The sequence below is a fragment of the Leptospira noguchii serovar Panama str. CZ214 genome (assembly GCF_000306255.2).
In the GTDB taxonomy this organism is placed as follows: domain Bacteria; phylum Spirochaetota; class Leptospiria; order Leptospirales; family Leptospiraceae; genus Leptospira; species Leptospira noguchii.
The window spans coordinates 12,501-38,470 of sequence record NZ_AKWY02000024.1 but is presented as its reverse complement, the minus strand read 5'-3'; the positions used below and the strand labels follow the sequence as shown (position 1 = coordinate 38,470).

General features: G+C 33.5%; 26 protein-coding genes and 6 pseudogenes (1 of these 32 only partly in view). 20 read left to right on the top strand and 12 right to left on the bottom strand.

Features of this window, described 5'->3' with window-relative positions; translation table 11 throughout:
* Positions 1 to 9: 9 nt before the first annotated feature.
* Entirely contained in the window at positions 10 to 927 is a 918-nt protein-coding gene (locus LEP1GSC059_RS13875; RefSeq protein WP_002176130.1) for a DUF350 domain-containing protein, read from the top strand.
* Positions 928 to 1,436: 509 nt separating this feature from the next.
* Here LEP1GSC059_RS13875 and LEP1GSC059_RS13870 read toward each other — a convergent pair.
* Positions 1,437 to 1,874 carry an LIC_11502 family protein gene (locus LEP1GSC059_RS13870; protein WP_017214318.1) on the bottom strand — a complete coding sequence of 146 codons (438 nt, stop codon included), beginning with the start codon at positions 1,872 to 1,874 and terminating at the stop codon, positions 1,437 to 1,439.
* Positions 1,875 to 1,894: 20 nt separating this feature from the next.
* Between LEP1GSC059_RS13870 and queG the strand changes: the two genes are divergently transcribed.
* The 5 genes and pseudogenes from queG to LEP1GSC059_RS24550 all read left to right on the top strand — a co-directional run bounded on the left by queG (position 1,895) and on the right by LEP1GSC059_RS24550 (position 6,804).
* Positions 1,895 to 2,833 carry a tRNA epoxyqueuosine(34) reductase QueG gene (queG, locus tag LEP1GSC059_RS13865; RefSeq protein WP_020980965.1) on the top strand — a complete coding sequence of 313 codons (939 nt, stop codon included), beginning with the start codon at positions 1,895 to 1,897 and terminating at the stop codon, positions 2,831 to 2,833.
* A 233-nt stretch (positions 2,834 to 3,066) separates the two neighbouring features.
* A complete protein-coding gene (locus LEP1GSC059_RS13855; RefSeq protein ID WP_017214316.1) occupies positions 3,067 to 4,656 on the top strand; it encodes a leucine-rich repeat domain-containing protein in 1,590 nt (529 codons plus the stop codon).
* A gap of 213 nt (positions 4,657 to 4,869) precedes the next feature.
* A pseudogene (locus LEP1GSC059_RS24345) lies at positions 4,870 to 5,096 on the top strand (hypothetical protein); the annotation flags it as partial.
* A 5-nt stretch (positions 5,097 to 5,101) separates the two neighbouring features.
* The gene (locus LEP1GSC059_RS13850; RefSeq protein WP_020980985.1) at positions 5,102 to 6,070 is read left to right on the top strand and encodes an LA_2444/LA_4059 family outer membrane protein; all 969 of its coding nucleotides are present in this window, start codon (positions 5,102 to 5,104) and stop codon (positions 6,068 to 6,070) included.
* Between the two features lie 599 nt (positions 6,071 to 6,669).
* The gene (locus tag LEP1GSC059_RS24550) at positions 6,670 to 6,804 is read left to right on the top strand and encodes a hypothetical protein (protein ID WP_017214315.1); all 135 of its coding nucleotides are present in this window, start codon (positions 6,670 to 6,672) and stop codon (positions 6,802 to 6,804) included.
* 336 nt (positions 6,805 to 7,140) lie between these two features.
* On the opposite strand, the pseudogene LEP1GSC059_RS24340 reads toward LEP1GSC059_RS24550, so the two are convergent.
* Positions 7,141 to 7,470 (bottom strand): annotated as a pseudogene (locus tag LEP1GSC059_RS24340) (LIC_13246 family protein).
* Positions 7,471 to 7,864: 394 nt separating this feature from the next.
* Here LEP1GSC059_RS24340 and LEP1GSC059_RS24335 point away from each other — a divergent pair.
* The 4 genes from LEP1GSC059_RS24335 (at position 7,865) to LEP1GSC059_RS13820 (ending at position 10,682) form a co-directional block, all read left to right on the top strand.
* Positions 7,865 to 8,266 (top strand): transposase, encoded by a 402-nt coding sequence (locus LEP1GSC059_RS24335; RefSeq protein WP_081099855.1) that lies wholly within the window; start codon positions 7,865 to 7,867, stop codon positions 8,264 to 8,266.
* 183 nt (positions 8,267 to 8,449) lie between these two features.
* A complete protein-coding gene (locus tag LEP1GSC059_RS13830) occupies positions 8,450 to 8,767 on the top strand; it encodes a hypothetical protein (protein ID WP_017214312.1) in 318 nt (105 codons plus the stop codon).
* Positions 8,767 to 9,675 (top strand): transposase family protein, encoded by a 909-nt coding sequence (locus tag LEP1GSC059_RS13825; protein WP_002177898.1) that lies wholly within the window; start codon positions 8,767 to 8,769, stop codon positions 9,673 to 9,675. Before LEP1GSC059_RS13830 ends, LEP1GSC059_RS13825 begins: the two co-directional genes overlap by 1 nt.
* Before the next feature lie 287 nt (positions 9,676 to 9,962).
* Positions 9,963 to 10,682, top strand: a complete 720-nt coding sequence (locus LEP1GSC059_RS13820; RefSeq protein WP_017214310.1) for an HNH endonuclease — start codon at positions 9,963 to 9,965, stop codon at positions 10,680 to 10,682.
* A gap of 58 nt (positions 10,683 to 10,740) precedes the next feature.
* Here LEP1GSC059_RS13820 and LEP1GSC059_RS13815 read toward each other — a convergent pair whose 3' ends face one another.
* The 3 genes from LEP1GSC059_RS13815 to LEP1GSC059_RS13805 are packed head-to-tail and all read right to left on the bottom strand — an operon-like array spanning position 10,741 to position 12,735.
* Positions 10,741 to 11,394, bottom strand: coding sequence for a hypothetical protein (locus LEP1GSC059_RS13815; protein ID WP_017214309.1), 654 nt, complete (start codon positions 11,392 to 11,394; stop codon positions 10,741 to 10,743).
* A complete protein-coding gene (locus LEP1GSC059_RS13810) occupies positions 11,354 to 11,680 on the bottom strand; it encodes an HNH endonuclease (RefSeq protein ID WP_017214308.1) in 327 nt (108 codons plus the stop codon). The genes LEP1GSC059_RS13815 and LEP1GSC059_RS13810 overlap by 41 nt, the downstream gene beginning before the upstream one ends.
* The gene (locus LEP1GSC059_RS13805) at positions 11,677 to 12,735 is read right to left on the bottom strand and encodes a transposase (RefSeq protein WP_020980961.1); all 1,059 of its coding nucleotides are present in this window, start codon (positions 12,733 to 12,735) and stop codon (positions 11,677 to 11,679) included. Before LEP1GSC059_RS13805 ends, LEP1GSC059_RS13810 begins: the two co-directional genes overlap by 4 nt.
* 107 nt (positions 12,736 to 12,842) lie before the next feature.
* Here LEP1GSC059_RS13805 and LEP1GSC059_RS23165 point away from each other — a divergent pair.
* A pseudogene (locus tag LEP1GSC059_RS23165) lies at positions 12,843 to 13,616 on the top strand (IS5 family transposase).
* A gap of 15 nt (positions 13,617 to 13,631) precedes the next feature.
* Here the strand turns inward: LEP1GSC059_RS23165 and LEP1GSC059_RS24330 are convergent.
* From LEP1GSC059_RS24330 to LEP1GSC059_RS13765, 6 genes and pseudogenes are all read right to left on the bottom strand, one after another.
* Positions 13,632 to 13,982: pseudogene (locus LEP1GSC059_RS24330) on the bottom strand (transposase); the annotation flags it as partial.
* A gap of 307 nt (positions 13,983 to 14,289) precedes the next feature.
* Positions 14,290 to 14,562: a BrnA antitoxin family protein gene (locus tag LEP1GSC059_RS13785; RefSeq protein WP_002176133.1), complete on the bottom strand. Its 273-nt coding sequence runs from the start codon at positions 14,560 to 14,562 to the stop codon at positions 14,290 to 14,292.
* Positions 14,549 to 14,845, bottom strand: coding sequence for a BrnT family toxin (locus LEP1GSC059_RS13780; RefSeq protein ID WP_002176140.1), 297 nt, complete (start codon positions 14,843 to 14,845; stop codon positions 14,549 to 14,551). The genes LEP1GSC059_RS13785 and LEP1GSC059_RS13780 overlap by 14 nt, the downstream gene beginning before the upstream one ends.
* Positions 14,846 to 14,987: 142 nt before the next feature.
* Entirely contained in the window at positions 14,988 to 15,401 is a 414-nt protein-coding gene (locus tag LEP1GSC059_RS13775) for a hypothetical protein (RefSeq protein WP_002176157.1), read from the bottom strand.
* Positions 15,398 to 15,931 (bottom strand): hypothetical protein, encoded by a 534-nt coding sequence (locus LEP1GSC059_RS13770; protein ID WP_017214307.1) that lies wholly within the window; start codon positions 15,929 to 15,931, stop codon positions 15,398 to 15,400. Before LEP1GSC059_RS13770 ends, LEP1GSC059_RS13775 begins: the two co-directional genes overlap by 4 nt.
* Positions 15,932 to 16,048: 117 nt before the next feature.
* Positions 16,049 to 16,921 (bottom strand): transposase family protein, encoded by an 873-nt coding sequence (locus LEP1GSC059_RS13765; RefSeq protein WP_420323978.1) that lies wholly within the window; start codon positions 16,919 to 16,921, stop codon positions 16,049 to 16,051.
* A 132-nt stretch (positions 16,922 to 17,053) separates the two neighbouring features.
* On the opposite strand from LEP1GSC059_RS13765, the gene LEP1GSC059_RS13760 reads away from it, so the two are divergent.
* The 4 genes and pseudogenes from LEP1GSC059_RS13760 to LEP1GSC059_RS23160 all read left to right on the top strand — a co-directional run bounded on the left by LEP1GSC059_RS13760 (position 17,054) and on the right by LEP1GSC059_RS23160 (position 20,728).
* Positions 17,054 to 17,914, top strand: a complete 861-nt coding sequence (locus LEP1GSC059_RS13760; RefSeq protein ID WP_017214304.1) for a DUF5677 domain-containing protein — start codon at positions 17,054 to 17,056, stop codon at positions 17,912 to 17,914.
* A gap of 271 nt (positions 17,915 to 18,185) precedes the next feature.
* Positions 18,186 to 18,998, top strand: coding sequence for a GIY-YIG nuclease family protein (locus LEP1GSC059_RS20860; RefSeq protein ID WP_017214303.1), 813 nt, complete (start codon positions 18,186 to 18,188; stop codon positions 18,996 to 18,998).
* A gap of 32 nt (positions 18,999 to 19,030) precedes the next feature.
* Positions 19,031 to 19,320, top strand: a pseudogene (locus tag LEP1GSC059_RS24325) (hypothetical protein); the annotation flags it as partial.
* Positions 19,321 to 19,579: 259 nt separating this feature from the next.
* A pseudogene (locus tag LEP1GSC059_RS23160) lies at positions 19,580 to 20,728 on the top strand (IS3 family transposase).
* A gap of 297 nt (positions 20,729 to 21,025) precedes the next feature.
* Here the strand turns inward: LEP1GSC059_RS23160 and LEP1GSC059_RS13735 are convergent.
* Positions 21,026 to 22,147: an XRE family transcriptional regulator gene (locus LEP1GSC059_RS13735; protein WP_017214300.1), complete on the bottom strand. Its 1,122-nt coding sequence runs from the start codon at positions 22,145 to 22,147 to the stop codon at positions 21,026 to 21,028.
* Between the two features lie 314 nt (positions 22,148 to 22,461).
* Here LEP1GSC059_RS13735 and LEP1GSC059_RS13730 point away from each other — a divergent pair, with 314 nt between their 5' ends.
* From LEP1GSC059_RS13730 to LEP1GSC059_RS13720, 5 genes are all read left to right on the top strand, one after another.
* Positions 22,462 to 22,872 carry a C40 family peptidase gene (locus tag LEP1GSC059_RS13730; protein WP_017214299.1) on the top strand — a complete coding sequence of 137 codons (411 nt, stop codon included), beginning with the start codon at positions 22,462 to 22,464 and terminating at the stop codon, positions 22,870 to 22,872.
* 1 nt (position 22,873) lies between these two features.
* Entirely contained in the window at positions 22,874 to 23,083 is a 210-nt protein-coding gene (locus LEP1GSC059_RS22175; RefSeq protein ID WP_017214298.1) for a KTSC domain-containing protein, read from the top strand.
* 21 nt (positions 23,084 to 23,104) lie between these two features.
* A complete protein-coding gene (locus tag LEP1GSC059_RS24320) occupies positions 23,105 to 23,959 on the top strand; it encodes an SAVED domain-containing protein (RefSeq protein WP_017214297.1) in 855 nt (284 codons plus the stop codon).
* Positions 23,960 to 24,178: 219 nt separating this feature from the next.
* Positions 24,179 to 24,823: a hypothetical protein gene (locus LEP1GSC059_RS24315; RefSeq protein WP_235592125.1), complete on the top strand. Its 645-nt coding sequence runs from the start codon at positions 24,179 to 24,181 to the stop codon at positions 24,821 to 24,823.
* 12 nt (positions 24,824 to 24,835) lie between these two features.
* Positions 24,836 to 25,970, top strand: the 5' portion of a protein-coding gene (locus LEP1GSC059_RS13720; RefSeq protein WP_017214295.1) for a nucleotidyltransferase domain-containing protein. Its footprint extends 119 nt past the window's final position; 1,135 of the gene's 1,254 nt are visible here — the first part of the coding sequence; the start codon lies at positions 24,836 to 24,838; the stop codon falls past the right edge of the window.

Genomic DNA, 25,970 nt, shown 5'->3' with positions numbered 1-25,970 from the left:
CTGTCGTTCATGGAAATGATACTTGGTTATCTGAGTGTTTTGGGTAGAGACGCAGTATTTTTTTTAATCAGTTTTATTCTATTTTATATCGGTAAAAAAATCAAAGACTGGATCGAACCCGGAGATCTTGATCAGGAAATCGTAGTTAAAAATAATACTGCGGTATCAACCGGTTTGTCTGGTTATTATCTGGGCCTTACTCTGATTCTGCTTGTAATTCTATCTTCTCCCGGTACGGATTTTCTTTCGGATTGTTTTCAGGTTTTATACTATGGGGTTCTCGGGATATTTTTACTCAATCTATCCTATTATATCAATGATAAGTTGATCTTTCGAAGTTTGGATTTTAATGAACTCGTTTATTCCGGAAGAAATGTAGCCGTTGGAGCCGTAGTATTTGGAAGTAGTCTTGCGTCTTCGATTATCATAGCGGCTTCACTGAGTGGAGAAAATTCTGGAATTGCGTTTTCGATTTGGAAAGATTCTGGTCTTTTAGAACCCGTTCAAAAACTTTTAGATGGGACCTTATTAGGAATTGTATTCTTTATCGTAGGTCAAATAGCGCTCATTGTATTTACACTTGCGTACCGAAAGATTGTACCTTATTCCTTAGATTCGGAATTGAAAGAAAAAGAAAATTTAGCTTCCGGAATTTCTTATAGCGGTGCGTTAGTCGCTCTTGGAATCATCATTGCGAGAGCGCTTCACAAAGATATAGTGTCGATGGAAAATACTCTTTTTCAGGTCTTTTTAGATTTTATACTTGGACTACTCGTTATACCTGCGGTCAGACTTTTGACAGACGCTGTCATATTACCCGGAAGCACTTTGAAGGAAGAAATCAGCAGAGATCAAAACGTAGGAGTTGGAATTTTAGAGGCGGTTGTACTGATCAGTTTTGCCGGAATTTTATTTTACGCAGTATAAAATTTATTTTTAAGACTTTGGTCTAAAATTTAAAATAAAAATCGTAGTATAATCAAAATGTGAAAGTTTTAAGTTTCTCTTAAAAAATTATTTCAAAGTATATAATATTTTTATAAAATTCTTTTTTGTTATACACTATATACTAGAAATATAAAAAAAGTAGCGCTCCATCGGATTTTTTGAATGAAATTATCGTTTTGTGATTATCTCAAAAATGTGGGGACTTATACGGAAATTATAATAGAGTTTTTGAAAAATTCCATAGTGGCGATTAACAAAACTGCTTTAGTCGACCATTTCCATAAAACAGAAATAGATAGAGAATTAATTTTTCAACAACTCTAATGTCAAAAAGTCGTAAATCATGCAATACGACGGTTTCTGTAGGAACTAACACTTTTTGTTGGAAATTCAAAGAGATTGATCATAATATTTGGGGCGGAATTTTTATAAAGACACGTTCGAGTGCTGAACGGTTAAAACATGTTAAAAGAAACAATTAGAGAATTTTAATATAGTTCCTTGGATGTATAGAGTTTCCATTCTAAGTGATATACTTTACGGATTCCATAATCAAAGACATTTTTAAGAATTTCGATTTTATCCTCGTTTGAAATTGGATTGAATTCTGTATTTAAAATTTCGGAACCGATTTCTGCAAAAATAGGTTTATGATTTACGTGAAATGGTTTTAAATCTCTTTCTTCAAAACCTTTGAGTGCGCCTAAGACGGAGGCAAAGATGATTTGTTTGGAAAATTTATGCTTATTTTTAAGACTTCGTTCTGAAGAATTTAAAGTTTCAAATTGTATGCTCGCTGACGATAGAGTAAGACGAGCTGCTGTTATGAAGTCTGAGCGAGAAATAGAAATTGGATAGTTTGCAAAGATTGTTATGTCCTTGCCTTTGGTTGTAAAATTGGAATTTTCTGATAATTCTTTTTGCATATTCAATTTATATTCACTTTATGATTGAAAGTAAAGAAATAATTTCCGAATTCAAAACTCTGATTGAAGGATCTGGTTTTGATCTTTATGGGATTTGTGAGGCCAAAATTCCGGAAGAAGACAGAGAAAATATTCTTTTATGGGTAAAGGAAGGTAATCACGGAAAGATGGAGTGGTATCCTAAGAATATGAATCTTCGTTTAGATTTTAAGAATTTAGGTTTTGATCCGCAGTCCGTAATTGTACTTGGAATAATTTATAAGGATCCGGAATACGAAGAAGTCCAAAAAGGAATGTCGTTTCGATTTTCTAAATATGCGATTGGCGAAGATTACCATAGGGTGTTAAAAAGACATGCAAAATCTATAATACAAGCTTTTAAAAAAAAATATCCCAATCATCATTTTCGTCAAGGTGTGGATTCTTTGCCGGTTCCTGAAAAAGTTTTAGCTAGGCTTGCAGGGCTTGGGTGGAATGGAAAAAACACGAATTTGATTCATCCAGAAATTGGATCTTTCTTTTTTATAACCGTAATACTTACTGATTTACCGATTTATACAGTTCGGGTTCAGGTCAAAGATCGTTGCGGAACTTGTACTGCGTGTATAGACGCGTGTCCAACCGGGGCATTAAAACCTTATCAAATAGACGCTGGAAAATGTATTTCTCATCATACTTTAGAAGATTCATCCGAAGAAATTCCGGATACATACGGATGGCTTGCGGGTTGTGATATATGTCAAGACGTGTGTCCTTGGAATCGAGTAAAAGCGTTTAAAAAAGGAGTTCAAACTAGATTAGAAGAATTTAAAGTTCGATCTTATTTAAAGGAAAATCCGGAATCAATTTTAACTCTAAACGAAGAGGAATTTCAAAAAACTTTTTCAGATTCCGCCATATCCAGAATGAATTTTAAAATGTATCAAAGAAATGTAAATAAGATAAAAAAGAAAATCTAAAAACTGTAATGTAATATTTATCTTGGAAATAAATTACTTTTTTTGAACGTTAGACTGACTTTAATTGAATAGAATGAAAAATTTCTAGATTTGTAACCAAGACAAAAATTTTTGTGATCTTCTTTTCAAAAACACGCTGAAATTCAAAAAGAGCTTTTAAATTGAATGACGTTTTTATTTTATTGAGAAACTTGTCTTCCAATTCAAATAAAAGCCCAATCAGGAAAACCTTTATGAAATTTCGCATAACACTGATTCATTTACGAAAATTTTTCCTCTTTTTTTTGATTTTCATTTCTTCTTTTTCTTTTATGCAAGCGGAAGAAGTAGAACAAGAAAGGTATACGGATTTAACAAAAGCGCTCCAAAATCCTTTGGATGTTCTTGTTTTGGATTTGAGTGGAGAAGAACTTACAACACTTCCTAAGGAAATCGGACAATTGAAGAATTTGCGAGAGTTGAGCTTGAAATGGAATCGACTCACAACGGTTCCGAAAGAAATTGAACAACTGAAGAATTTGCAATCGTTGAATTTGAGTGGTAATCAACTCGCAATACTTCCTAAGGAAATAGTAGAACTTCAGAATTTGCAAGCATTGTATTTGCGTGATAATCAACTCGTAACTCTTCCTAATGAAATCGGGCGACTACGGAATTTACAATCGTTGGATTTGTATAAAAATAAACTTACTACACTTCCTAAGGAAATCGGGCAACTACGGAATTTACAAGAGTTGAATTTAAAATGGAACCAACTCGTAACACTTCCCAAAGGAATAGGGCGACTACAAAATTTGCAAACGTTGGATTTGAATAAAAACCGTCTCACTATTCTTCCTAGAGAATTCGGGCAGCTACAGAGTTTACAAAAATTGAATTTGGTAAATAACCGACTGACAACACTTCCTTCTGAAATCGAACGATTACAGAATTTACAAGAGTTGGATTTGCTAATGAATCCTCTTTCATTCAAAGAAAGAAAAAAAATTCAAAAGTTGTTTCTCAATTGTAATCTTGATTTGAGAGAGGTAGCCAAGGATAGTGTTTATCGTAATTTAAATTTGGCTCAGGAAGAACCTTTAAAAGTTTTTGAATTAAGCCTTGAATACAAAGATTTTTCTCAATTGTTTCCAAAGGAAATTTTGAAATTCCGAAATTTACGGAGTTTGCATTTATATGATTGTGGATTTCCAATTCTTCCGAAAGAAATCGGTCGACTTAAAAATTTAAAGTATTTAGCTTTAGGCTTAAATGGTCTTAAAAACCTTCCCTCTGAAATCGGTCAACTTAGGAATTTAGAGGCTTTGAATTTGGAAGCAAATGTATTGGAAAGACTTCCTAAAGAAATTGGAAAACTGCGGAATTTACAGAAGTTAAGTTTACTTCAAAACGAATTGAAAATATTTCCGAAAGAAATTGGAAAACTACAAAATTTGCAATGGCTGGATTTAAGTGCTAACAAACTCATAACTCTTCCTAAGGAAATTGAACAACTGAAAAATTTACAATGGTTGAATTTGCGTGCTAACCGACTTACAACTCTTCCTAAAGAAATCGGACAATTGAAAAACTTACAAAAGTTGGATTTAAGTGCTAACGAACTCATAGCTCTTCCTAAGGAAATTGGACAACTGAAGAATTTACAAGAGTTAAATTTGAGTGATAACCAACTCACAACTCTTCCACAAGAAATCGGACAACTGGAAAATTTGCGAGAGTTGGATTTAAGTAATAATCAACTTTCATCCGAAGAAAAAGAAAGGATTCGAAAACTTCTTCTAAAATGTAAAATTGATTTTGAAGATCTCTTTATCAAGCAATAGAACGTTCTGATTTAAATTGAAGAACTTTTGACTTTTTAAATCGAAGAGAATTCAATTTCTCTTTTTAGGTTTTAATTGATGAGTTCAGATTCAATTTATATAAAAAGCGAACCTACTTAATTCAATGAAAAAAATCTACAGAATTATGTTCGTTTTTTAGTATGAATTTCAACTATGAATTCAGCACAAACTGATTTACGAAAGATATTCTTCTTTCCTGTTGTTCCTTTACTCTTATTCAAGCAAATAAAATTGAACATATAGGGAGACTTAACAAAGATATTTCAAAATTCGTTCAATATTCTCGCTCTAAATTGCGTGGGTTAAGGTTTACACTTTTTCTAAAGAAATTTAAAAACTACAGAATTTACAAAAGTTCGATTTGTTTTAAAGTTCATAATATATTATCATATAGAGATATGAAAATAAGTGAGAGGTAAAAACGATGTTTAAAAAAGTTTTGTGCTTTTCGATTTGGAAAAAAAGGTTTAAGATTTATACTTTCTTAATATTTTATATATTCTTTTTGAATTCTGTTTTGTCTCAAACCCAAGAGGATAAAAAAAACACGTTTGAATTATTGATCAAACGTCAGACGTATCGATGGACTCCGTATGATTATACTTCTTATACAGAACGTTCCATTTTAGAAACAACGATCAAAACGGATTCAATCAAAGAAAATCAGAAAGTTCTAATACCTCTCGTATTTAGATATGATCAATTAGAGAAAAAATTTAGAATAGAAATTTCTGCTTATGAAATTGAATTGGTAAATCCGAATACGAATGTTGTTCAATTTGGTTCTTTGGGATTCGATGCTCGCAGACAGTATTTTAATCCTATGTTAAGATCCGAAGCAGAATTTAATTATTATAAAATTATAAACTTACATCCAAATTGGGATTTTTTTACGGGCGCAGGGATTAGAAATATTAACAAATATAAATACGGATATTTTTTGAGAGAAGGAGTGTATGAGGAATACTTTTATACCTATGGTCCACAAATTGTTTTCAGAACTGATTTTAGGCCGATAGAAAATTTATATTTTAGTTTAGCTGCGGATTTTTTTTATACGGAAGGGAATCGATTTTATAAACAAAAAACTCTAACTCCAGATTGGATGGTGGTTTCGTTTGGAGGCGCAGGAGCAAAGGGAATTTATAGAGGATATGAAATTGATTTTTCTATAAGTTATAGAATATTCGAAAAATTTAAAATATATTTGGGTTATAATTATATATATTCTTTCTTTAGTTACTACGGATTTCAGCAGACAAATTTAAATTTCCAAACAAATTCAAACGATCCGTTTACAAAAGAGCAAACTCCAGCGATAACACATCCGAGTCGATCTGGAAATCATGATATTCTTCAGGGAGTTTATTTAGGGATTTCAGTCTGCTTTTAAAGTTGCTCTAATTGAACAATATTAAAGTTATTGAAGAGTTTCATAGTAACGATCAATAAAACTACTTCAATCAACCGCTTCTATAAAACAGAAATAAATTGAGAATTCATTTTTCAATAACTCTATTGAATTTTTTGTTGTATTCAAAGGTTAAATAAAAAAGTCCTCAGGTTTTGTGTTGAAACAGACTTTGTGATAAGAATTTACGATACTTGATTTTATAGGTAGCAGCAATTTTTTTGACTATAAATATTTTTTAAATATAAAATCTATTATATAGATATCAGTATTGATCTGTAATTTTATAAAACTATTATAAACTAGATTTTTAATATTTTAATGATGTAGGTTGGAATGGTGGTTTTGTGCAGGATTGCTTAAAGGTATATCATAGTTCTTCGGTTATGCGATATGGGTTTGGTTAAGGATTCGTGGAAAAGTTGGAATGAGAGATGAATCATTTTGTAATTTTATAAATGAGTAAATGTTTATATTGATATATATATAATTGAATGTTATAATTTATTGTTTTTTTTAAAATTTTATGATATTTTTATATTCTGTTTTTTATATTGAATTAATTTAAACGAGATAAAAATATGAAACATAAAGCATCGCGTGAGGATGTCGCCCCAAGTAGAAATGTGTATCGTTTGATCATTGCAGATTATAATGCTGAAATTGCACTTTGTGAATTAATTGATAATGCTATTGATATATGGAAGATCTCTTAAAATTTTTGACGTAGGCTTTACAAAAGGAAAAATCGGAGTTCCATTTCGTTAGCACGTGCCATTATAGAAATTAGCGGGCCAGTTATGTTAATGCCATGGAATAGTAGTAAGAGTGGAATTGAAATTGTTCCTGTTAACGAGAAATAACATAATAGAAATTATTAAACACTATGTATCAGCCTCACGATCACTTTTTCCTCAAGAAGAAGTTGTAATTAAGCCGTATACCCAAGGAAACTTAAAAGTAAAAAAATAGATTCGGTTTCAGAAATTGTTAGTTCAAAATTACACCCATTTCTAAAGCAGAAAAAAAGTGTCCAATAAAACGTTACTAGGTTAAGTTACATCACCCTCTTTTTCGAAGACATCCCGAGCTTCTTTTATTCCATCAATAAACACGAAGTCTCCTCTGCGAACTTTAGTTTTTTCTAATATTTCCGCATGAATCCGAAATACATGTTTATCTTCAGTCTTCTTTACGTAAATTTAGCATTCCTCCGCTTTCAGTAGGTCTCTCTTGAAGTCCTGGGGAGGGCCTTTTGTTGTTTCGGACCTAAGTATAAATGCTTGAAACTTTTCAATAGCACTTAGAATGCTCTTGAATTGCGTTACACCTTCTGGATTTAACTCTTTCTAATCTTCTTTATTGTCCTTCGATTTTCCCATTACGGATCTTTCATTTTCTGTTATGGGAAAGTTTACGACGAAAAAACTTGAGTGGTACAAACTAAGATTGAATCGAGAATGGAATGCATTCATAGAATGCAACTTGGAGTTATGAAAATTGCGGATGAATAGAATTCCCAATCTATTTTATAGGAAAAGTTTCTTCAATAGCTTATGAATGTTGAAAAAATTAAAAGCTCGAAATCGCCGTATATTTTTACCTACCTCATTTCTCAAAACGCAAACGAGAAAAAGTTTCATTTATTTTTTTAAAAAAATCTTTCGAAATCTTGAATGATCAAAAAGTAGAATTCGAATTTTCAATTCGATTATTTACTATTTAAGAACTTTGTTTTCAGTCTGAAAAAAATATCAAAAAAAGCAGAACTTTTTCCTGGGTTCATTTTGTGAAAAAGAAAAAAGAAACCAACCTCTTTCCAACGATTCAAAAATTCTTAATAAACATTTATCGAAAGTTCGTTCGAGAGTAGAGCACGTCTTTGCAGATATTAAATCCTTTGGTGGAAAAAGTATTCTATGTCGAGGCTTGGCAAGAGCAGAGTTGCAGATGTTTCTAAGCAACTTTGTTTACAATGTTCGTCGATTTGCTAAAAACCTAATGACTTCTTTCGAAGAATGGGGAAAAAATAGAGGGTCAAAATTAATTGGATTGGCGACTCGGAGAGCAAAAGACTTTTATTTAGCGTTAGGGTATGAAGAATCTACACTTATTCTTCAGAAAATTGTTATAAAAACAAATATAAATTTCGCATGTCGCCTATCTCGGAAATATTAGGCGACATTCTCCCAGGGCTTAGAGCGGGCGGGGTCGAGCGCGTTTTCTTAGTATTTGGAAGATTCGATTTTATTTAAATTGATGGATTTCCAGAATTTTATGATATTCGGTTATTTTTATGTGTTTATACGACAGCTGATGATTTAGAGTTAGGCGAAAGACCAAATAAATTATGGTGATCTTATGATAATAGAAATTAAATACCCAGTGAAAATAAATTACAATCCTGAGAGCGATAAGCCTAGTCGAGTTTTCGCATCATTAGGTAAAACAATTGATACGTTTTATAAATTAGATACCATTCTTGCGAACAGTGTTGGTGATAAAATACAAGTTAAACAAATTTTGGATCATATTGAGTTGGGATCGATCACAACTTGGCTTAAAAGCATGATTGAAATTCCAGAGGATGATTCTTTAAAAGCAAAAAAGTACAATAGAGTTGTTGAAAAATTGGTAAAATTCTTGTACCGATATCTGAAGATACAACTCTATGTGTAATGATATCGAAAGAAAAAGTTTTAAAGAATCTTAGAATGTCGCAAGCCTTGCTTGGTGTCTCCCATCAAGAATTCAAAACACTCTGCGTACCCTTTGGCCTTGCGTATTTATCTTTGAAAGAAGAAATAAAACATAATTTTACCAAAGGTAGAAAATCAATCTTACAGGATATAGAAGAGAATTTATTTTTTATTCTTTTTTATCTAAAAACTTATCCGACCTACGACGTCTTGGGAGCGGTATTTAAAATGGATAGGACTACTGCTTGTAAGTTGGTAAAGCTTTTGGCGGAAGTTTTATTTCTTTCACTTGGTTCAATGAATACTCTTCCCGCAAATGAAATTTCCGATCTCAAAAAAAAGTTGAAGAAGTTAAAAAAACTGAAGTATGTAATCATAGATGGAACAGAAAGGCCCATCAGAAGGCCAACAGGTAAGGATTTACAAAAAGAATTCTACTCTGGAAAAAAGAAAAGACATACGATTAAAAACTTAATTTTGACAAATAAAGATAAAGCAATCTTATTCTTATCGAACACGATATCTGGTAAAACGCACGATCTTAAAGTTGCGGAGAATACGATGATTACTTCTGCGATTCCTAAAGATGTGGTATGTATCCTTGACTCCGGTTTTGAAGGAATTGAAAAGACATCAAAAAAAGTGAATATTATCAAACCGAAAAAGAAACCTAAGAAAAGAGAACTTACCGCTACACAAAAAGCAAAGAATACAAGAATTAGTAAAAAAAGGATTTTCGTAGAAAATGCTTTTGCCGGTATTAAAAGATTTAGAATTACATCGGATGTCATTAGATGTTTTAGAAAAGACTTTAAACATCTCGTTTTTGTTTTAGCCGCAGGGCTTTGGAACCTTCATTTATTTTTTAATAAACGTTTTAATTACTAATTTTTCAACAACTCTAATATATTGAAATCTGAAAATCTCTAAATTACGTTAATTCATTTATTGTTCTTGAATTTACTATTCGTTTTAATTAAAATTTTAAATTGTAATTTCAACAGCTCAAAAATATGTATTTATACTCTAATTTGCAAAATTAAGTAAAAGTGATCTTGAATGCGAAAGAGTATTTCGGCACTACTTACTAGTATATTCTACTTCAACGTTTGCAGCATTTAAGGAGTAATTTCTTTTCAGTCTTTTTAAATTATTGACCCAAGAGAGCTGATATAATGGATATTTATAAAGAAATTTCCGTAAAACTCAATCACAATCCAATTCTAAAAAGCAAAGTATATTTCGGCATGTTTATCGGCCTTGATGAAAATGAAGAAATATTTTATGAAACGGCAACTCAGTGGTGTGGGCTACAAATCATTGAAGGAAAAGAAATAGAACTTCGCAAGCCTCGACCGATCGTTACAAAAGCGTATAAAGAATTCTTTAAGTCGAATGTCTCAATTATTAATTCTCAAGAAGATTTTTCATTGTATCTTCTTATTGGCGGACATGCAGCAATCGTTTCCGGGTTATACTTCGATATATTTGGTGAATCTTCGGCTGGCCTTCCTGTTACACCATTCCGCCACTCTTGGGGTGGATTCACTGTAGTTGAAGCTCCGAAGGATGCAATCAAACGTAAACCGTCACCGAAACTTAGAATGCAAGTTCTCAATCGAGACCATCGGCGATGTAAAATTTGTGGACGCTCTCCAGAAGAGAATATCGATATTGAGTTGCACGTACACCATATCAAACCGTGGTCAATGGGCGGTCTAACTGTCAAAAATAACCTGATAACCTTGTGCAAAGTTTGTCATGACGGTCTTGATCCGCATTTTGATCAAACTCTCTACGACCTGACTAAAACAAAACTAAAAACGAAAGAAAAGGTTAAGAAATATCGACATCATATCGCCTCAGAACTTAAAGATTCATATGGTATCCGATAATTAATGATAAACCGAGTGTTTTTACTCTATAACACATTTACCCTGAAATTCAAAAAGCTTATGACTCACCAAACCGATTGAAGCGTATTTGATTTTCCTCAATGCATTCCTCCCATGGGTCTACACTCAATCTTCGGAGCCTTGCCCTATTAAATCGAAAGCACAAATCCCAATCCGAAAATTCTCTTTCGGGAAAGTCGTAATCAGTTCGCAACATCCTAAGGTAATTCCGACGAGCGGCTTGGACCCAAGTCTTTGGTAAAGACTCTTCGAATTCATTTTTCAAGTCCCGAGCATAACAATTGATCCGATTACATTCCAGATGAATCTTTCGTAATTCGATAGGATTTACCGGATGGAATTCTTCTTGTTTATTCGCGTAGTTATTTAGCAAATCGGCTACCAAGTGAATTCGCTTTTGAGGGCTTGCGTTGACGGCTACTTTATTGATTAAACTCGAAGCATAAATGGCTTTGTATTTCCAATAAGAGTTTTGCTTTCTTAGTTTAAACTTAAACTGGGTAATATAAGTTAAAAGAGCCTTACAAGCATTCTCCGCTGCTTTGCCCCAGGAAATCCAGACTGATTCATTTCGATTTTCCCGAAGAAAGAATTGATGTTTCCGATTTAGATTCTGGGCTAAAGATTGTGCAAGCCATCTGGGAAAGGCCTTACTTTCCTCTTCCAGAATTTCGTCCGATTCTATATCCATACTGATTCCCTTTATATTTGATAATGTCTGCTGAAATATGAACGATTTCTTCCTCAGTATAATAGCGTTTTAACTTCGAAAGTGGCGAGATGATCAAACAAGTATTCTTAAACTCATGTTCCCCACCTTTACGTAAAGGAACAATATGCTCAACAAGAGTATCCACAGGGTAGAGTTCTCTACCCGTAAGGTAACATATTCCCTTTTGCTGACTCAAGAGTTTATAAAAATGCTCGGATCGGAATCGAAATAGCTTTTTGAGGATCCAGTTCTTTACCTTCTTCATTGAACCCTCTCTAAGGAAGATTTACTATTTTGTTCTTTGAAGTTCGTATAGAGAAGAAATGGAAGAGATTTGGTGTTTCTTTTAATTTCGAAATCGATTCTGCGATCATACCAGGCTTGATTGATTCTTTTCTTTTGAATCAACTTGAGCTTCAACCATTTCCGAAGAATAATCATCGCTGAGAGCTTATGTATTCGTAAAGTCGAACAAATATCGGTTACAGAATGATACCTACCTTTTACGTTTTTTTCGGAGATCAGATTCCAAATCTTAGAAGCAGTCTTTTGATGATTCAGTTCTTTCTTTCGTTGAATATAAGTTCCTTTTCCTCCGGTCCAAAACTCGTTATGAGCCTTCATTTCTTTTGTTAGCAAAGAAGAGCCGCTCTTAAAGGAAGTAGGTGAATTCAGTAAAGAAAAGGATGTTTCGAAAATATCTTGGTTTTTAGCAAGACCCGAATCTGCATTAAACTCAAAGCTTTGTATGAAAGAATTTAACCAATTTTCAGAACTCAAGCAGTTCTTTTTCAGACCAAATCCCTTCGCGTCGATCCCAACCGTCGGACCTTTAGGTCCCTCGGTCTCGACACGAACAGATCCCCACCTCACCCCTCTTCGTTGACCAGCACCTTCACCATCATCTGCAACATTTCTAACAGCACGAGCATCATCACCCCCAGCAAGCACATCAGCATTCTCACAAATCACATCCAAACCAAACACATGAGCATTCTTTAAAAAACTAAACTCATTCAAGTATCGAGTAGAGTTCTCAGGACGTATGTAACAGTAAGCAGCAAAAGCAGATTTTAGGAGTCGGTGATTTCCCTCCGCCGTTTGCGAATTTACGCCCCCGCGACTCCAACGATTCCTTGCCCATCTGTAACGAGCATCTTTAGAACGTGCTGAGTGATTCACACTTCGGTGATTTTTGTAAATTCCCCAGAGCCACGGATACCCTTGATCTGTAAACACAGGAGTTCGTAAAGGAAGATGATCCTTGATAATTGGTCCAAGGGTGTTTGCCTTTTGATTGGATACAGAAGTAAAGAACACCGGACCACCTTTGATAGCGATCGTATGAACTAAAAGCCGGTCTCAAAATTGTTTGTAGAGAGAAAGGGTAATAATATCAATGTGAAATGGACAAATATTATTCAGAGATACCGGATGCACTTTGGAAACAAATAGCCCCATTAATCCCGAAAGAAAAGGTAAATCTGAAAGGAGGTCGCAATCGAGTACCAACACGAGTAGTAATGTCAGGTATCATCTATCGAATGAAAACAGGCTGTCAGTGGCGTGCCATTCCGAATGAGTTTGGATCAGGCCAAACTTGTCACAGAAGATTTCAAGAATGGGAACGAGCAGGAGTATTCAAAAAGATTTATAAATCTATTTTAAAATATTATGATGTAAAGAATCAAATAGCATGGGACTGGGCTTCGATGGATTCGGCAATGGTTAAAGCTCCCAAAGGGGGAGCTTAACTGGGAAAAACCCTACAGACCGTGCCAAATTAGGTGTTAAACGGCATATTCTTACAGATGGAAATGGAATTCCTTTGGCAATTACATTGACTGGAGCTAACGTTCATGACAAACACGGTGTAAAAGATACGTTGAATTCAATCCTAATATTTTCCGGAAAAAGAAGAAAGAAGCCAAAACATATTTGTTTAGATAAAGGTTATGATTTCAAAGATATAGAAGTTTTAATCAAAAGAAGAAACATTCAATCTCATATTCGGAAAAAAGGTGAAAAGCCTCTCATCGGTAAATATAAAGGAAAACCTAGACGTTGTCGTTGAAAGAACTAACAGTTGGCACAATCGATTCAGGGCTATCCTAATTCGTTGGGAAAGAAAATCTGAAAATTATCTTGCATCTCTTTATCTCGCAAGCTCTATCATTGCTTTTAACTTTTTTGATAGGTAGTTTTGAGACCGGCTCTAAGGTTCCAACTTGCTTTCCACCCAATTTATCCGATAAGTAAATCGATGATGTAGATCCGCTGTGGCGATATCTCTTCCTACCTTGGTTGGCTCTTTCACTCGCGGAATACAAAACAACTATATCTGCACAGACGTAAGGTTTGTCCTTCATTGCCTCAGTTACGTCTGCTTCTTCATCAGCAGGCAAAGAGAAATCTTTGAACTCACGATCTAAAGCATCGAAGGTAAGTCTCTTGTATTTAAGATTTTGTTCCGAAGCAAAGCATTGAAATCTCTTCTTTAAGAGTGCTGCAGCTTTGTAAGAGATCTTCAGTCGTTTACTAATTTCTGTTGAGGTTAGAACCTTAGGGAGCTTATCGATTTTCGAAACTTAAAAGCAGTAAAAGAATTGCTCCGGAGCATAAGTCAGAATTGGGATGTCCCCGGAAAATTTAGAACCGCAGAACAAAATAATCTTCTATCTGACTAAATCGAAAGGTATTACAAGGAACATGCGTATCGGGCAAGTTTTATTTTGGAAAGACTCCGATATATGCTTTTCTTTCGATGCTAAGACGTTATCTAAAAATAAATACCTCGATAACTTGCAATTTTCGTAATAAATAGGAACGAAGTGTCTGATCTAATCTTGACTATTACAGCTTAGATACCCTACACTATCTTTTAAGTTCTTCTTCCACTTTATCTGAAAGTAAAAGCTTTATTAATGATTGATATGGAATGTCTTTCTTATTCGCCATAACTTTTAATCTATCAATTAGCGCTTCAGGTAATCTAAGTGAAATCATTTTTGTCGTAGGCTTTAAATTTGGAAAAGATACTTTTTTAGCCTTAGAATAATCGATATAGTCCGCAGAATCATTCTTGGACCAAAAATCAATTTCACCCTTCTCTGATTTCAAATGAGGTATTTTTTTACGAGCTTTCATAGATCTTTCTTTCCCGCGGAGTCATTTCACGTACTGAGATAGGCCGGATCTTGTCTTTGCGAATTGTTATTACAGCGAATAACTTTCTCCCTGAATTCGTAATTCCTAAAACAATATACCGATCTTTGCCTGAATGGTAATCATCTGTCACTACAAGTAAAGGATCATTAAAAAAGATTTCCTCTATTTCACCAGGTTTTACTTTATGTTTTTTCCAATTCTTTTCAATATTCCCTAAATCCCAGTCAAAACCTGTAATTTGACTTAAATCTGGTAATTCCATTTGTATATTTCTAAGATATACAATCTGAATTTAATTTCAAGTAAAAATTAATCCTTTAGTAAAGTCTTTTCTTTCGATTTCTTTTATAATGACTTAAAAATCTAACACAAATTTCAAATTTATCTTTTGACCTAGCTCTAATTTAGTCTTCTTCCAAATACATTTGTCCAATTGAACCCACAATAAAGTAAATTATAATCGCGACAAAAAATAAGATCCATTGAAAAATATAAAGATTCGAATTATATTTATTTGATAAAGAAATCATCAAGATCACTGCAGAAGGAAGGAAACCCAAAACGATAATTAATGTTAGGATCAAAGAAATAAATTGCCAGCTAAGTTTTTTACTAGTTTTTGCGATGCCGGATACAAATCTAACTAAGGTTTGTCCAAAGAATACTATATTTGCATAACCAATATCTGGTGACCTGAAAAACTCATGAATATCGCCTTCGTTAGCCTTTACTAAAAAGTATATAATCAAAGGTGCAATGATGAAAAAAATATCAGATATAATTATATATTTTGCATTAAATTCATGATTAAATTTCATAATGGTAAATTAGTCTGAAGCTCGCCAGAAGAATTTTCCAACTTTAAAACTTTCACAATTTCATGTTTCGTTGTAACTAATTTTCCATTTTTATCCAAGCCGAGTTCAGTTCTTAAAATTACTAAAAGTGAATCCCCGGTTGTTAATCTAATTTCTCGATTGTGGAGCATTTGCATCCATTCTTCATCGACAATTTTTGCTTCGACCCTTCGATTGCCTACTCGAAAGTCCCACTTAGATTCTCCTAAAAAATCGGCTTTCTTAATAATTAATTTTTCCTTTGCATTAGTCTTACTTTTAGAGTGAACAAGAGATTCCTGCACTTGAATAAGATCGATAACCTTTCCTTTAGGCATCATTATTTTTTGAGATCGTTCTCCGATTTGAACTTCGTCAGTTTCATTCAATAAGGAAAAAGATTTGGATAAATCATCGAAAACCTCTGCAACGCGCAGAGCCTCGGGAGAATTCCAAGTAAATTCGTTCAATATCCCAGTTTCTTCAGCAATTTGCCGGACTTCTTGTTCCACTCTCTGATATGTTTCAGCTGACTCTAAATCATAATCACCCTCGTATTTCGAAAGTATTTGATTTCTACTTTTATCAAAATATTCTTTTACCTTCTTTTCATTAGAGTTGTTGAAAAATTAGTAATTAAAACGTTTATTAAAAAATAAATGAAGGTTCCAAAGCCCTGCGGCTAAAACAAAAACGAGATGTTTAAAGTCTTTTCTAAAACATCTAATGACATCCGATGTAATTCTAAATCTTTTAATACCGGCAAAAGCATTTTCTACGAAAATCCTTTTTTTACTAATTCTTGTATTCTTTGCTTTTTGTGTAGCGGTAAGTTCTCTTTTCTTAGGTTTCTTTTTCGGTTTGATAATATTCACTTTTTTTGATGTCTTTTCAATTCCTTCAAAACCGGAGTCAAGGATACATACCACATCTTTAGGAATCGCAGAAGTAATCATCGTATTCTCCGCAACTTTAAGATCGTGCGTTTTACCAGATATCGTGTTCGATAAGAATAAGATTGCTTTATCTTTATTTGTCAAAATTAAGTTTTTAATCGTATGTCTTTTCTTTTTTCCAGAGTAGAATTCTTTTTGTAAATCCTTACCTGTTGGCCTTCTGATGGGCCTTTCTGTTCCATCTATGATTACATACTTCAGTTTTTTTAACTTCTTCAACTTTTTTTTGAGATCGGAAATTTCATTTGCGGGAAGAGTATTCATTGAACCAAGTGAAAGAAATAAAACTTCCGCCAAAAGCTTTACCAACTTACAAGCAGTAGTCCTATCCATTTTAAATACCGCTCCCAAGACGTCGTAGGTCGGATAAGTTTTTAGATAAAAAAGAATAAAAAATAAATTCTCTTCTATATCCTGTAAGATTGATTTTCTACCTTTGGTAAAATTATGTTTTATTTCTTCTTTCAAAGATAAATACGCAAGGCCAAAGGGTACGCAGAGTGTTTTGAATTCTTGATGGGAGACACCAAGCAAGGCTTGCGACATTCTAAGATTCTTTAAAACTTTTTCTTTCGATATCATTACACATAGAGTTGTATCTTCAGGTATCGGTACAAGAATTTTACCAATTTTTCAACAACTCTATTGTAGGATAGTATCGTACAAAAGGATGTTTTAATGGATGAAGTTTATAATAAAATTAATCAAGTTCACGAAACGTATTTGTCGCACAAAAAGGATTTAGATACCTTAGCTCGAATCAGTTTAGATTTGGTTAAAATGAATTATTCTTTTCGAGGTGATAGAAAATATTTATTTAAAAATGGTGTTATGGAGGTTACTTCTAAGTATATACTCAACGCAATATGCGAGTTTAATTCACAAATTATTATCGCTTTAGAAGGTTCACATTACAGTTCAGCGGAGGCATTGTCAAGGATATCGATTGAGCATTCTGTAAATCTCAGGTATATCTTAAATTGTGAAAAGAATGATAGGGCAAAATCACTATTAAAGCATTATCTGTTTGAAACGAAGGCAAAGGCTGTAAAATGGAAGAATGATTCAATTAGGCTCAATCGTCCGGAGGCTGTTCCTCACGCGGATAAAAAAATATCTTTATTTGATGATTATATTGAAAGTAATCCCGATATAGTCTCTGATAAGGTTGCTGAGTGGCCCGATGCTAAATCTCGATTCCGGGATATTGGAGAGGAATATTATTATCACATTGTATATGCTTCTGCTTCAAATTCAGTTCATACTTTATCCGAGGATATATTTAATATACTTCTCTTTCGCTCTTACCCTTTGGAAATTAAAAAACGGCTTCTTGAAAACGTATATTACCAAAAGATGTCGTTTGCCTTCTATTTATCGATATTCTCATTGATATACTCCTGCGCTTCGTTTGTTTCTGTTTTGACATATTTAGAGAATACGGATCTTCGTCAACAAGTAGAGGGGTACATTGAGGAATTACGGATTATCCTCGAAAGGCATGAGCAAGATGAGTTGGAAATTAAGGAGCCAATTTAAAATTTCTTAGTGTCGGTAACTAATTATAGAATATGAAATTCTTAACTTCGTATATTAAAATTCAAGCCTGTCCTACTTGTAAGCATTGGTATGGCATTAAGACAAAGAAACGATTTATAAGAGAGGAAAATTACTGGCTATTTAGGATTGTTTGTAATTGGTGCAGATTGAAAACGGAAGAATCTGGAATTATAGATTAAGTAAAGTTTTGTTGGAAGGAAATACAGTCTGAAAGTATTGGCGAAGGCGTGAATGATGAACGGTAACAAAAATGATTAGTAAATTAAAGTTGGTGGTAAGTTTTTTATCTCGCAAAATAAATAAAGAAAAAGCAATAAAATTAAAGCGTTCCGACATAATTAAAATTCTGACAAGTATCAAGAATAGAGGAGGGGATTATTATTCGAAAGCATTCAATGTTGAAATGCCTTTGGACGACCAGGTTTTTGTATTTGAATATTATGCGGAAACTGGTATAGACATTGTGCCAGAGTGGTTTTTAATTAATACGTTTCTTCATCTGGTTTATATCAATTTTCGGGGCGGGGCGTTTAATATAGAAAATGTATTAATCAATGAGTTTGATTCGTTTCTTAAAAACGAAGAGCTACCTATGATTGAAAAGATACTCAATGGAGACGGTGCATGGGATTTTGATCAGCTTATTGATGAATATGGACTACCAAAAAAATATTGTTGGTTGGTGTATGATATTTTTTTGGAATTAAGTGGAGAAAATCGTACTAAAGTTGTTCATCAGATATATAAAAAAAATGCGGAAAGCCGACGCCTTAAATCTAAAAATCAGGAATTGATGGCTGAGGGTTTTATCTATATCATTTCAGATGATAGGCATTATAAAATTGGAATTACTAAAGATGTTGAAGCAAGGTTTCAAAACCTGCAAACATCTACGTCAAGTCAGCTTAAAATTATATATTCGGAAAAGTTAAAAAATTACCGCTCTTTAGAGAAAAAGATTCATAAAAAGTTTGCGCATAAAAGGATAAAAGGCGAATGGTTCGATCTTGTTGATGAGGATGTAATTGCTATTAAAACTTTGATTGGTAGTGCGAAATCTTGATTTGAATTTTATCAAGAAAAATGCTATCTAAAAATGTGCTAGAATTACGAAAAATTCATATAGAATTTATTCGGATAAATTATTGTGTCCGCGATATCATTGGAAATTTAGAGAGTCTTTGATGAAGACTTGGGTCCAAGCCGCTCGTCGAAATTATCTTAGGACGTTGCAAACTGATTACGATATTCCTGAGCGTGAATTTTCTGATTAGGATTTGTGCTTTCGATTTAATAGGGCGAAGCTCCGAAGATTGAGTGTAAATCCTTGGGAGGATTGTATTGAGAGGAATTTAACGAGGTTGGAACGGACAAAGTTTATATGAAGGAGATTATTGAAAATATCGGAAGACTTAGTTTAACTTTTATTTTGGTGTCGAAGTTTCGAATAGTATAAACTAATTAAACAAATATAAAATTTTCTGTGAATAGGTTACTAATATGGAATGCAATTCAATTTGAAAATTTTATTCGATGCTTTAGGAAAACTTGAAGTCCTAATGCTTTAAAAAAAGGAATTTAAGAATAACCTAGTTACGTAAAAACGGACACCTTTTTCTCAGCAAATAGAGGTAAAGATGAAAAATGAATAAAAAAGGAAAATACTCTCCGGAGTTTAAAGAACAAGCAGTAAAGCGAACGCTTTCAGGATCGTTTACGATAAAAGAAGTCGCCGAGTCATTGGGAATCAGTTATTTTGTGTTACGACAATGGAAGAACAGAAAACTTGAAGAAGTCGGAACAACAAAATCCACCAACGGATAAGCAGTTAAAAGAGATCGAAGAACTGAAAAAACTACGGAAGGAAAATCAGAAACTCAAGGAAGAGAACGCTATCCTAAAAAAGTTTGCAGCCATGCTTTCGAGAGAACAAAATCCCGATTGATGTTCATGGAAACTCATCGATTTGAGTTTCCGATTCGAAGCATGGCTAACGTCTTAGGAGTATCTCGTTCAGGATACTATCAATTTCTGAAACGAAGCAAAAACGAATTAGAAAAATATAATCCCGAACTTGTAGAGTTCATTAGGGAAACGTGGTTAACAAATCGCAAGAATTACGGTTTGGTTCGGTTGCTTCGGGAAGTGAAAAAAGTGTATTCAATTTACGGAGCAAGAACGGTTCGAAAAGTGATGAAACTTTGTGAAATTCGTGGAAAACAAGAGAAGCGCTTTCGGATTGCCACAACAAATTCTAATCATGGGAATCAGGTTGCTCCAGACTTAGTCAGGCGGAATTTCAAAGCGAACAAGAAGAATCGAATCTGGGTTTCAGATATTACTTTTTTGAGATCCTCCTTAGGTTGGATTTATCTTTGTGTAATATTAGACCTTTATTCTCGGAAAGTAGTAGGTTGGTCGATTTCGAATGCTAATGATTCCAAATTAGTCTGCAATGCTCTTTCCAAAGCGATCGAATTGAGAAATCCTCCCAAGGGTTTGATTTTTCATTCTGACCGAGGATCCAATTATTGTTCGAACGAAACTCGAAAATATTTGCTCGTCAACAAAATTCGCAGGAGCAATAGTAGAAGGGGAAATTGTTGGGACAACGCGGTCGCCGAGTCCTTCTTTGGTTCTCTGAAAAGAGAAATGGAATATGATTACTTTTATAGAATTCAAGAAGCGGAAGAATTACTTTTTGATCATATAGAAGTTTATTATAATAGGCAGAGATCTCATTCATACTTAGACTTTGTGAGTCCTGCAGAATTTGAAGAAAATGCTGCGTAAAAAATGTGTCCAATTAACCGTGACTAGGCTAATTTAAGAATGTTAAGAAGTGATTTTAAGGTTTCAGAGCGAGAGTTTACGGATTGGGATTTATGTTTTAGGAATAATAAAGCCAAGTTTTATAGATTAGAAAAGATACCATGGATTGTTTGGTCTGAAAATAATCAGAGACGAATTCAGTATTCTAAAGTCAGAGAAGATTCTTCGATGATTAACGACGATTAGGGAAATATGGTTTTATACCGACGTAGTTCATCGATCGTATTTTTTATAGTAATGTTTATAAGGGCTCGAAGCCTATTTGATACTAATATCTGAAAAATTTATTTTAGGAGCTTTGAAGAACTCCGAATCTATGCCCAATAAATCAACGATCGTATTATCGTCATAAGCTAATTCATCAAAAATATCCTGTATATATTGATGCTTATCGTTTTTTAACATAGTTAAGGCTCTTTTAAAAAGCGTTGGGTTTTCTACCGAATACTCGTCATCGAGAGGTTCTTTTTTGCGATAAGGTGCGAATCCGCGAAAAAAATAATTTTTCTGTGAAGCGGAAATTAGGCCAAGCGAATATGCTCTCATTACCATTGCCTGGATCGATACGTTCCATCTTTTTTTTAATTCAATTAGATATTTAATATCTAAGCTTAAAAATTCTTTTCGAAATGTATCATGGGGAAGTAGGAAAGCTGAGCCAAAGTCGAAAGCTTGTTTTTCAATTAAAGCATGAATTATTGGATTTTCAAGGTCTTCTAAATTTAATCTACTGTGTAAAATCAAATGGCCTAATTCATGAGCAGCATCTAATCTTGAACGAAAATAAGTAGTTTCCACGTTTCCAAGAATTACAAACGCATCTTGATCAATTATAATAGAGAAGGCGTCAAGTTGCTTATCAAAGTTAAATCTTGAAACAAAGACGCCCTTATTTTCTAATAAATTGACCATATTATCAATAGGGCCGACGCCGAGATCCCAATGCTTTCTCAGAGCATTCGCATATTCTTCTAACTGATGATTTTTTAAACCGTAGACGTCCGCAGGGATGTTAAAATTTGGTAAATCAAGTGAAGGAAAATTAATATAGTTCTTTAATGTGTAAGTAGCTTCCGCAAACCAAAGAGCTTTTATTTTGACTATTTCTCTTGCAGACTTTGTGGCTGTCGGCAGCTTTCTAAAATTTGGTACTCCAATCTGACTTTCTAAAAATGGTCTTTCTTTCGAAAAATATTGTGGCGGTAATTCGAGAAATTTAATCAATTCATGGATTCGATTTTGATTTGGTTGAGAATTATCAGATTCATATTGTGATACAGCTTGTTTTGTTATCTTTAAATAATCGGCAATATCGGATAACGTTAAATTCTTTATTTCACGCGCTTCTTTGAGGCGAAATCCAAGAAATTTCCTTTTCATAGTTTTTATTCTACCCTGATTGATTAAGTCTTCAATGGAATTTAATGCGACATTGAATGCAATAATTTCAAAATAATTTTTTGGTCATGATTCAAGCATCCAATTCGAAGATTACTATTATTTTCTTACGTTTTTGGGCCTTACCGAATTATTTAAAGAATTGATACTTGTTCTCAAAATTCTATTAGAATTATCGGGAGAATGGTAAATTCTAAAGCAAAAAAATATAAAAAAGTAAAGTAATACACGAAAAAATTGCTTGATTATCAAGTAAATTTCAGTATACTCCTTAAGAAGTCATAGGGTAGCCCAAAATGGAAGATCTCAAATATAAGTTTCAGCAAACTCGAATCTCAGGTTACGTTTTAAAGCGTTCAAAAGGATATTTTATTACCCACACTGGGATTTTTATCGGTGCAGATGAATCTGGTACTCTTTGGGTCGCTGAAAGTCAAATTTCAGATGGAGTTAGATTCATCACTTTAGAAGATTTTTGCCAAGGCCAAAAATTTACCGCCGAAGCTCCGTCTTTGCCGCAAACCGAGGTTGTAAATCGAGCGATTTCTAAAATCGGTATTCCCTATAATCCTTTCTACTCTAATTGTCAGCACTTTACAAATTGGGCCGCTCACAATAAAGTCGAGTCACCTGATTTACAATTTCTTTGTGCTCTGTCTTTAATTGGTTTAGCTTTAGTTCTCAAAAATAATCAAAGGAAATATTAACATGAATCGAACCTATGTTAGTTCAAGTGATCTACGGTCTGTCGGATATGATCCATATACTTCAACTTTAGAAATTGAGTTTAAAGGCAGTGAAGTCTACCAGTATGCGGGGGTTCCACAAAGCGTTTACCAAAGCTTACTTAGCGCAGGTTCGCATGGAAAATTCTTTCATCAGAACATTAAAGATCGGTTTTCTTACCGTAAAGTTTGATAGGTAAATGTTGACGTGACATTGGATAAACTTATATTAATAGATGGAAGGCTCGTTACGATTGATAAGGAGCATGTTCTTCGTGAATTTCAAAACTCTGATCCATTTTTTGAAACGCACTTTATTGAAGCTGATCAAGTCTCTCTTGAAAATTGGGAATCGATGGATTGGGGTAAAGAAAATCAAATATTGCTGGAAGCAGGAAGGCAAATTAAAGAAAAAATAAAAGGGGGGCGTGAAACTGAAATTCATTATTTTGGATTAACTTCAATACCATCCGCTTTTTATCTTGGGTCCCAATTTGCTTCAAACCTACATCAAATAAAAGTATATAATAGAAATCACGAAACCAAAAAATGGGGGATTCAAAATTTAGATTCTTTCCCTCAATTTAAAGTAGAAGGTCTTCCTATAGAAAAGTTTCCGATATCCGGAGATGTTGTTTTGATAATTGAAACATCCTATGAGATCAATAGGAAAGAAATTGAAAAGTTATTTCCGAATGCTTTAAGGACAATTTCAATTAGCTTAACCCAAATGGATCCTGATGGTTTATCATCTATCAATTCAAATGAATTACTTTCGCAACATTTTCTTACAGCGTTGAATACTATAAATGAATTTATTCCAAAATGCGAGACTATACATTTTTTTGCATCTATTCCTTGCGGTACAAGTTTCCTTTTGGGGTCAAAATGGAGTCCAACAGTTCATTGTAAAATACAGACTTATCATTATACGAAAAATAATAAGTACCTTTTTCAACCGGCAATTTGCTTCGAAGAATCGGAGCAAAGAATTGAAAAGAATGATGACGAGGCCAAATTAATTTTAGAACTAAAGAGTCAGTTTGCAATTGATTGTGAAGATCGGTAATTTCCATTTTTAAAGTCAATCAGAGAGAAGGAGTGGAATATTCTGCGTGACGTTAGTCCAGAAGTAGCATTACCAATTAAGAATAAATTTACCAAAAAAATTTCGGAGATTAATTCAAGTCATATTGCTGCTTATAAATACGATACTCAGAATGTTGACAATGCATTTTATAATGAAAGTAAGAGGCAGTGGCAAATTCCAGAGAATTTGCTATTAGGATTGATTCGTCTAAAGCATCCAGCAAATGAAATTTTGAGAGGGATGAGACTATTTTTATTTCATGAGCTATTTCATATATCTCAACAAATGGCTGTCCCCTTATCCGACGGTATTAGCCAATTTCCAGAAGTAATTGCAGCAGTAGATCGAGATGCGGATTTGTTTGCATTGATAGCTGAATGCGAATACACAAGCATTCATTTTGCAAGTAATGTTAAAGATTATCCATCTTTTCTTACCTCTTTAATGGAAATTTCGATCAATTCTATTTGGTCCTTCCTATCAACTTCTTCATCTAATCGTATCGAACGAAGAAGGTTTGAACGTATTCTTTCTTCTTTTGCATTATTGAATTTAATAACTAAATCATCAGAAAATTTAACTGATTATCTTAGGCTATTTATTACAAGCGCTATTGTAAATGTAAAAGGTCCGCGCCAATACTTGAGAAATGATAGAGTTATATTTGATCTCAATTTCCCTGCGGATGACATTTTTATTGCTGTCTATCATAATTATGAACTTCAGTGGTTTTCAAGTAATCATAATACAACAGGTTCTGATCTGGTTAAATATCTTAAACTTAAGGAATTTGAAAAGTTTAAAGAAACAATAAATAGAATTTTTTCAACAATGAAATACTAATAAAGGAAAAGAATGATGTTGGATGAAATGAAAGAAAAATACAATCAACTATTGGAAAATATTTCGAATAGTCTTGATATTTCCCCAAGCAAATATAAGCAAGCACTAGATAGATTTGATTCTGTTTCACGCTGGTTTCAAAATTCTCAAAATCAACCTTTACTTTTTAAGTTAAGAATTTATATGCAGGGTTCCTTTCGTTTAGGGACTGTTGTTCGTCCGCTGAAAAATCAGGAAGAATCGGATTATGATATAGATCTGGTTTGTGAAGTTCAATCTATTAAGAATTCGACAACGCCATACGATTTGAAAATGGCAATAAAAGACCGTTTGGATGAAAGTGAGACGTATTCAAAACTACTGGACGATGAAGGAAAGAGATGCTGGACATTGAATTATGCAGAGCAGGACGGAATCGGTTTTCATATGGATATTCTGCCCGCCACTTTTGAAGCAGAAAGCAAGAAGGAAACAATTCGTTCTCTTGGAGTTCCAAATGAAATTGCGAATTTAGCAATTGCGATTACTGATAAGAAAAATAGTGAATATAATTGGTTGTCAAGTAATCCGGATGGTTATGCAGAATGGTTTTCATCTGTGAATAGAAAAGCGTTTGAAATATTAGCACCGGTTCAAAGAAAAACTTTGCTAAAGGAGAATGATTTAATTTTTAATTCCGATTCAGACATTCCCAATGCATTGATCAAAACACCGTTACAAAGGGCAATTCAGATACTTAAACGACACAGGGATCAAAGATTTGCTAAGAGTGAGTTCGAATCGGATAAACCGATTTCAATAATAATAACGACTCTTTCTGCGTTATCTTATAACGGTGAAATGGACACTTATGCAGCTTTAAAATCAATAATCGATAATCTTAGATTTTATTCACGACTCATGTCTCGATCTTTAAATGAAGAGCATTATTTAGATAAGAAACTCATTCAAAAAAATCCTAATGGTATATGGACAATTTTAAATCCTGTAAATCCTGAGGAAAATTTTGCCGATCGTTGGCATGAAAATGATGATAGAAAAGCGAAAGCATTTTTTCAATGGATTACGTGGGTTGGTGAGGATCTTTTAGAGATTCTGAATCAATCTAATAACATGCAAAGATTGACGGAATCATTAAATGTGTCCT

Excerpts from the sequence above, each read along its gene's own strand:
- LEP1GSC059_RS24550 (WP_017214315.1), top strand. The coding sequence starts at position 6,670 with ATGAAACATAAAGCATCGCGTGAGGATGTCGCCCCAAGTAGAAATGTG.
- queG (WP_020980965.1), top strand. The coding sequence starts at position 1,895 with ATGATTGAAAGTAAAGAAATAATTTCCGAATTCAAAACTCTGATTGAA.
- LEP1GSC059_RS13815 (WP_017214309.1), bottom strand. The coding sequence starts at position 11,394 with ATGGATATAGAATCGGACGAAATTCTGGAAGAGGAAAGTAAGGCCTTT.
- LEP1GSC059_RS13765 (WP_420323978.1), bottom strand. The coding sequence starts at position 16,921 with ATGTCGCAAGCCTTGCTTGGTGTCTCCCATCAAGAATTCAAAACACTC.
- LEP1GSC059_RS13760 (WP_017214304.1), top strand. The coding sequence starts at position 17,054 with ATGGATGAAGTTTATAATAAAATTAATCAAGTTCACGAAACGTATTTG.
- LEP1GSC059_RS22175 (WP_017214298.1), top strand. The coding sequence starts at position 22,874 with ATGAATCGAACCTATGTTAGTTCAAGTGATCTACGGTCTGTCGGATAT.
- LEP1GSC059_RS13830 (WP_017214312.1), top strand. The coding sequence starts at position 8,450 with ATGATAATAGAAATTAAATACCCAGTGAAAATAAATTACAATCCTGAG.
- LEP1GSC059_RS13825 (WP_002177898.1), top strand. The coding sequence starts at position 8,767 with ATGATATCGAAAGAAAAAGTTTTAAAGAATCTTAGAATGTCGCAAGCC.
- LEP1GSC059_RS13870 (WP_017214318.1), bottom strand. The coding sequence starts at position 1,874 with ATGCAAAAAGAATTATCAGAAAATTCCAATTTTACAACCAAAGGCAAG.
- LEP1GSC059_RS13810 (WP_017214308.1), bottom strand. The coding sequence starts at position 11,680 with ATGAAGAAGGTAAAGAACTGGATCCTCAAAAAGCTATTTCGATTCCGA.
- LEP1GSC059_RS13855 (WP_017214316.1), top strand. The coding sequence starts at position 3,067 with ATGAAATTTCGCATAACACTGATTCATTTACGAAAATTTTTCCTCTTT.
- LEP1GSC059_RS13735 (WP_017214300.1), bottom strand. The coding sequence starts at position 22,147 with ATGAAAAGGAAATTTCTTGGATTTCGCCTCAAAGAAGCGCGTGAAATA.
- LEP1GSC059_RS13850 (WP_020980985.1), top strand. The coding sequence starts at position 5,102 with ATGTTTAAAAAAGTTTTGTGCTTTTCGATTTGGAAAAAAAGGTTTAAG.
- LEP1GSC059_RS20860 (WP_017214303.1), top strand. The coding sequence starts at position 18,186 with ATGATTAGTAAATTAAAGTTGGTGGTAAGTTTTTTATCTCGCAAAATA.
- LEP1GSC059_RS13775 (WP_002176157.1), bottom strand. The coding sequence starts at position 15,401 with ATGAAATTTAATCATGAATTTAATGCAAAATATATAATTATATCTGAT.
- LEP1GSC059_RS13875 (WP_002176130.1), top strand. The coding sequence starts at position 10 with ATGGAAATGATACTTGGTTATCTGAGTGTTTTGGGTAGAGACGCAGTA.
- LEP1GSC059_RS13820 (WP_017214310.1), top strand. The coding sequence starts at position 9,963 with ATGGATATTTATAAAGAAATTTCCGTAAAACTCAATCACAATCCAATT.
- LEP1GSC059_RS13785 (WP_002176133.1), bottom strand. The coding sequence starts at position 14,562 with ATGAAAGCTCGTAAAAAAATACCTCATTTGAAATCAGAGAAGGGTGAA.
- LEP1GSC059_RS13780 (WP_002176140.1), bottom strand. The coding sequence starts at position 14,845 with ATGGAATTACCAGATTTAAGTCAAATTACAGGTTTTGACTGGGATTTA.
- LEP1GSC059_RS13730 (WP_017214299.1), top strand. The coding sequence starts at position 22,462 with ATGGAAGATCTCAAATATAAGTTTCAGCAAACTCGAATCTCAGGTTAC.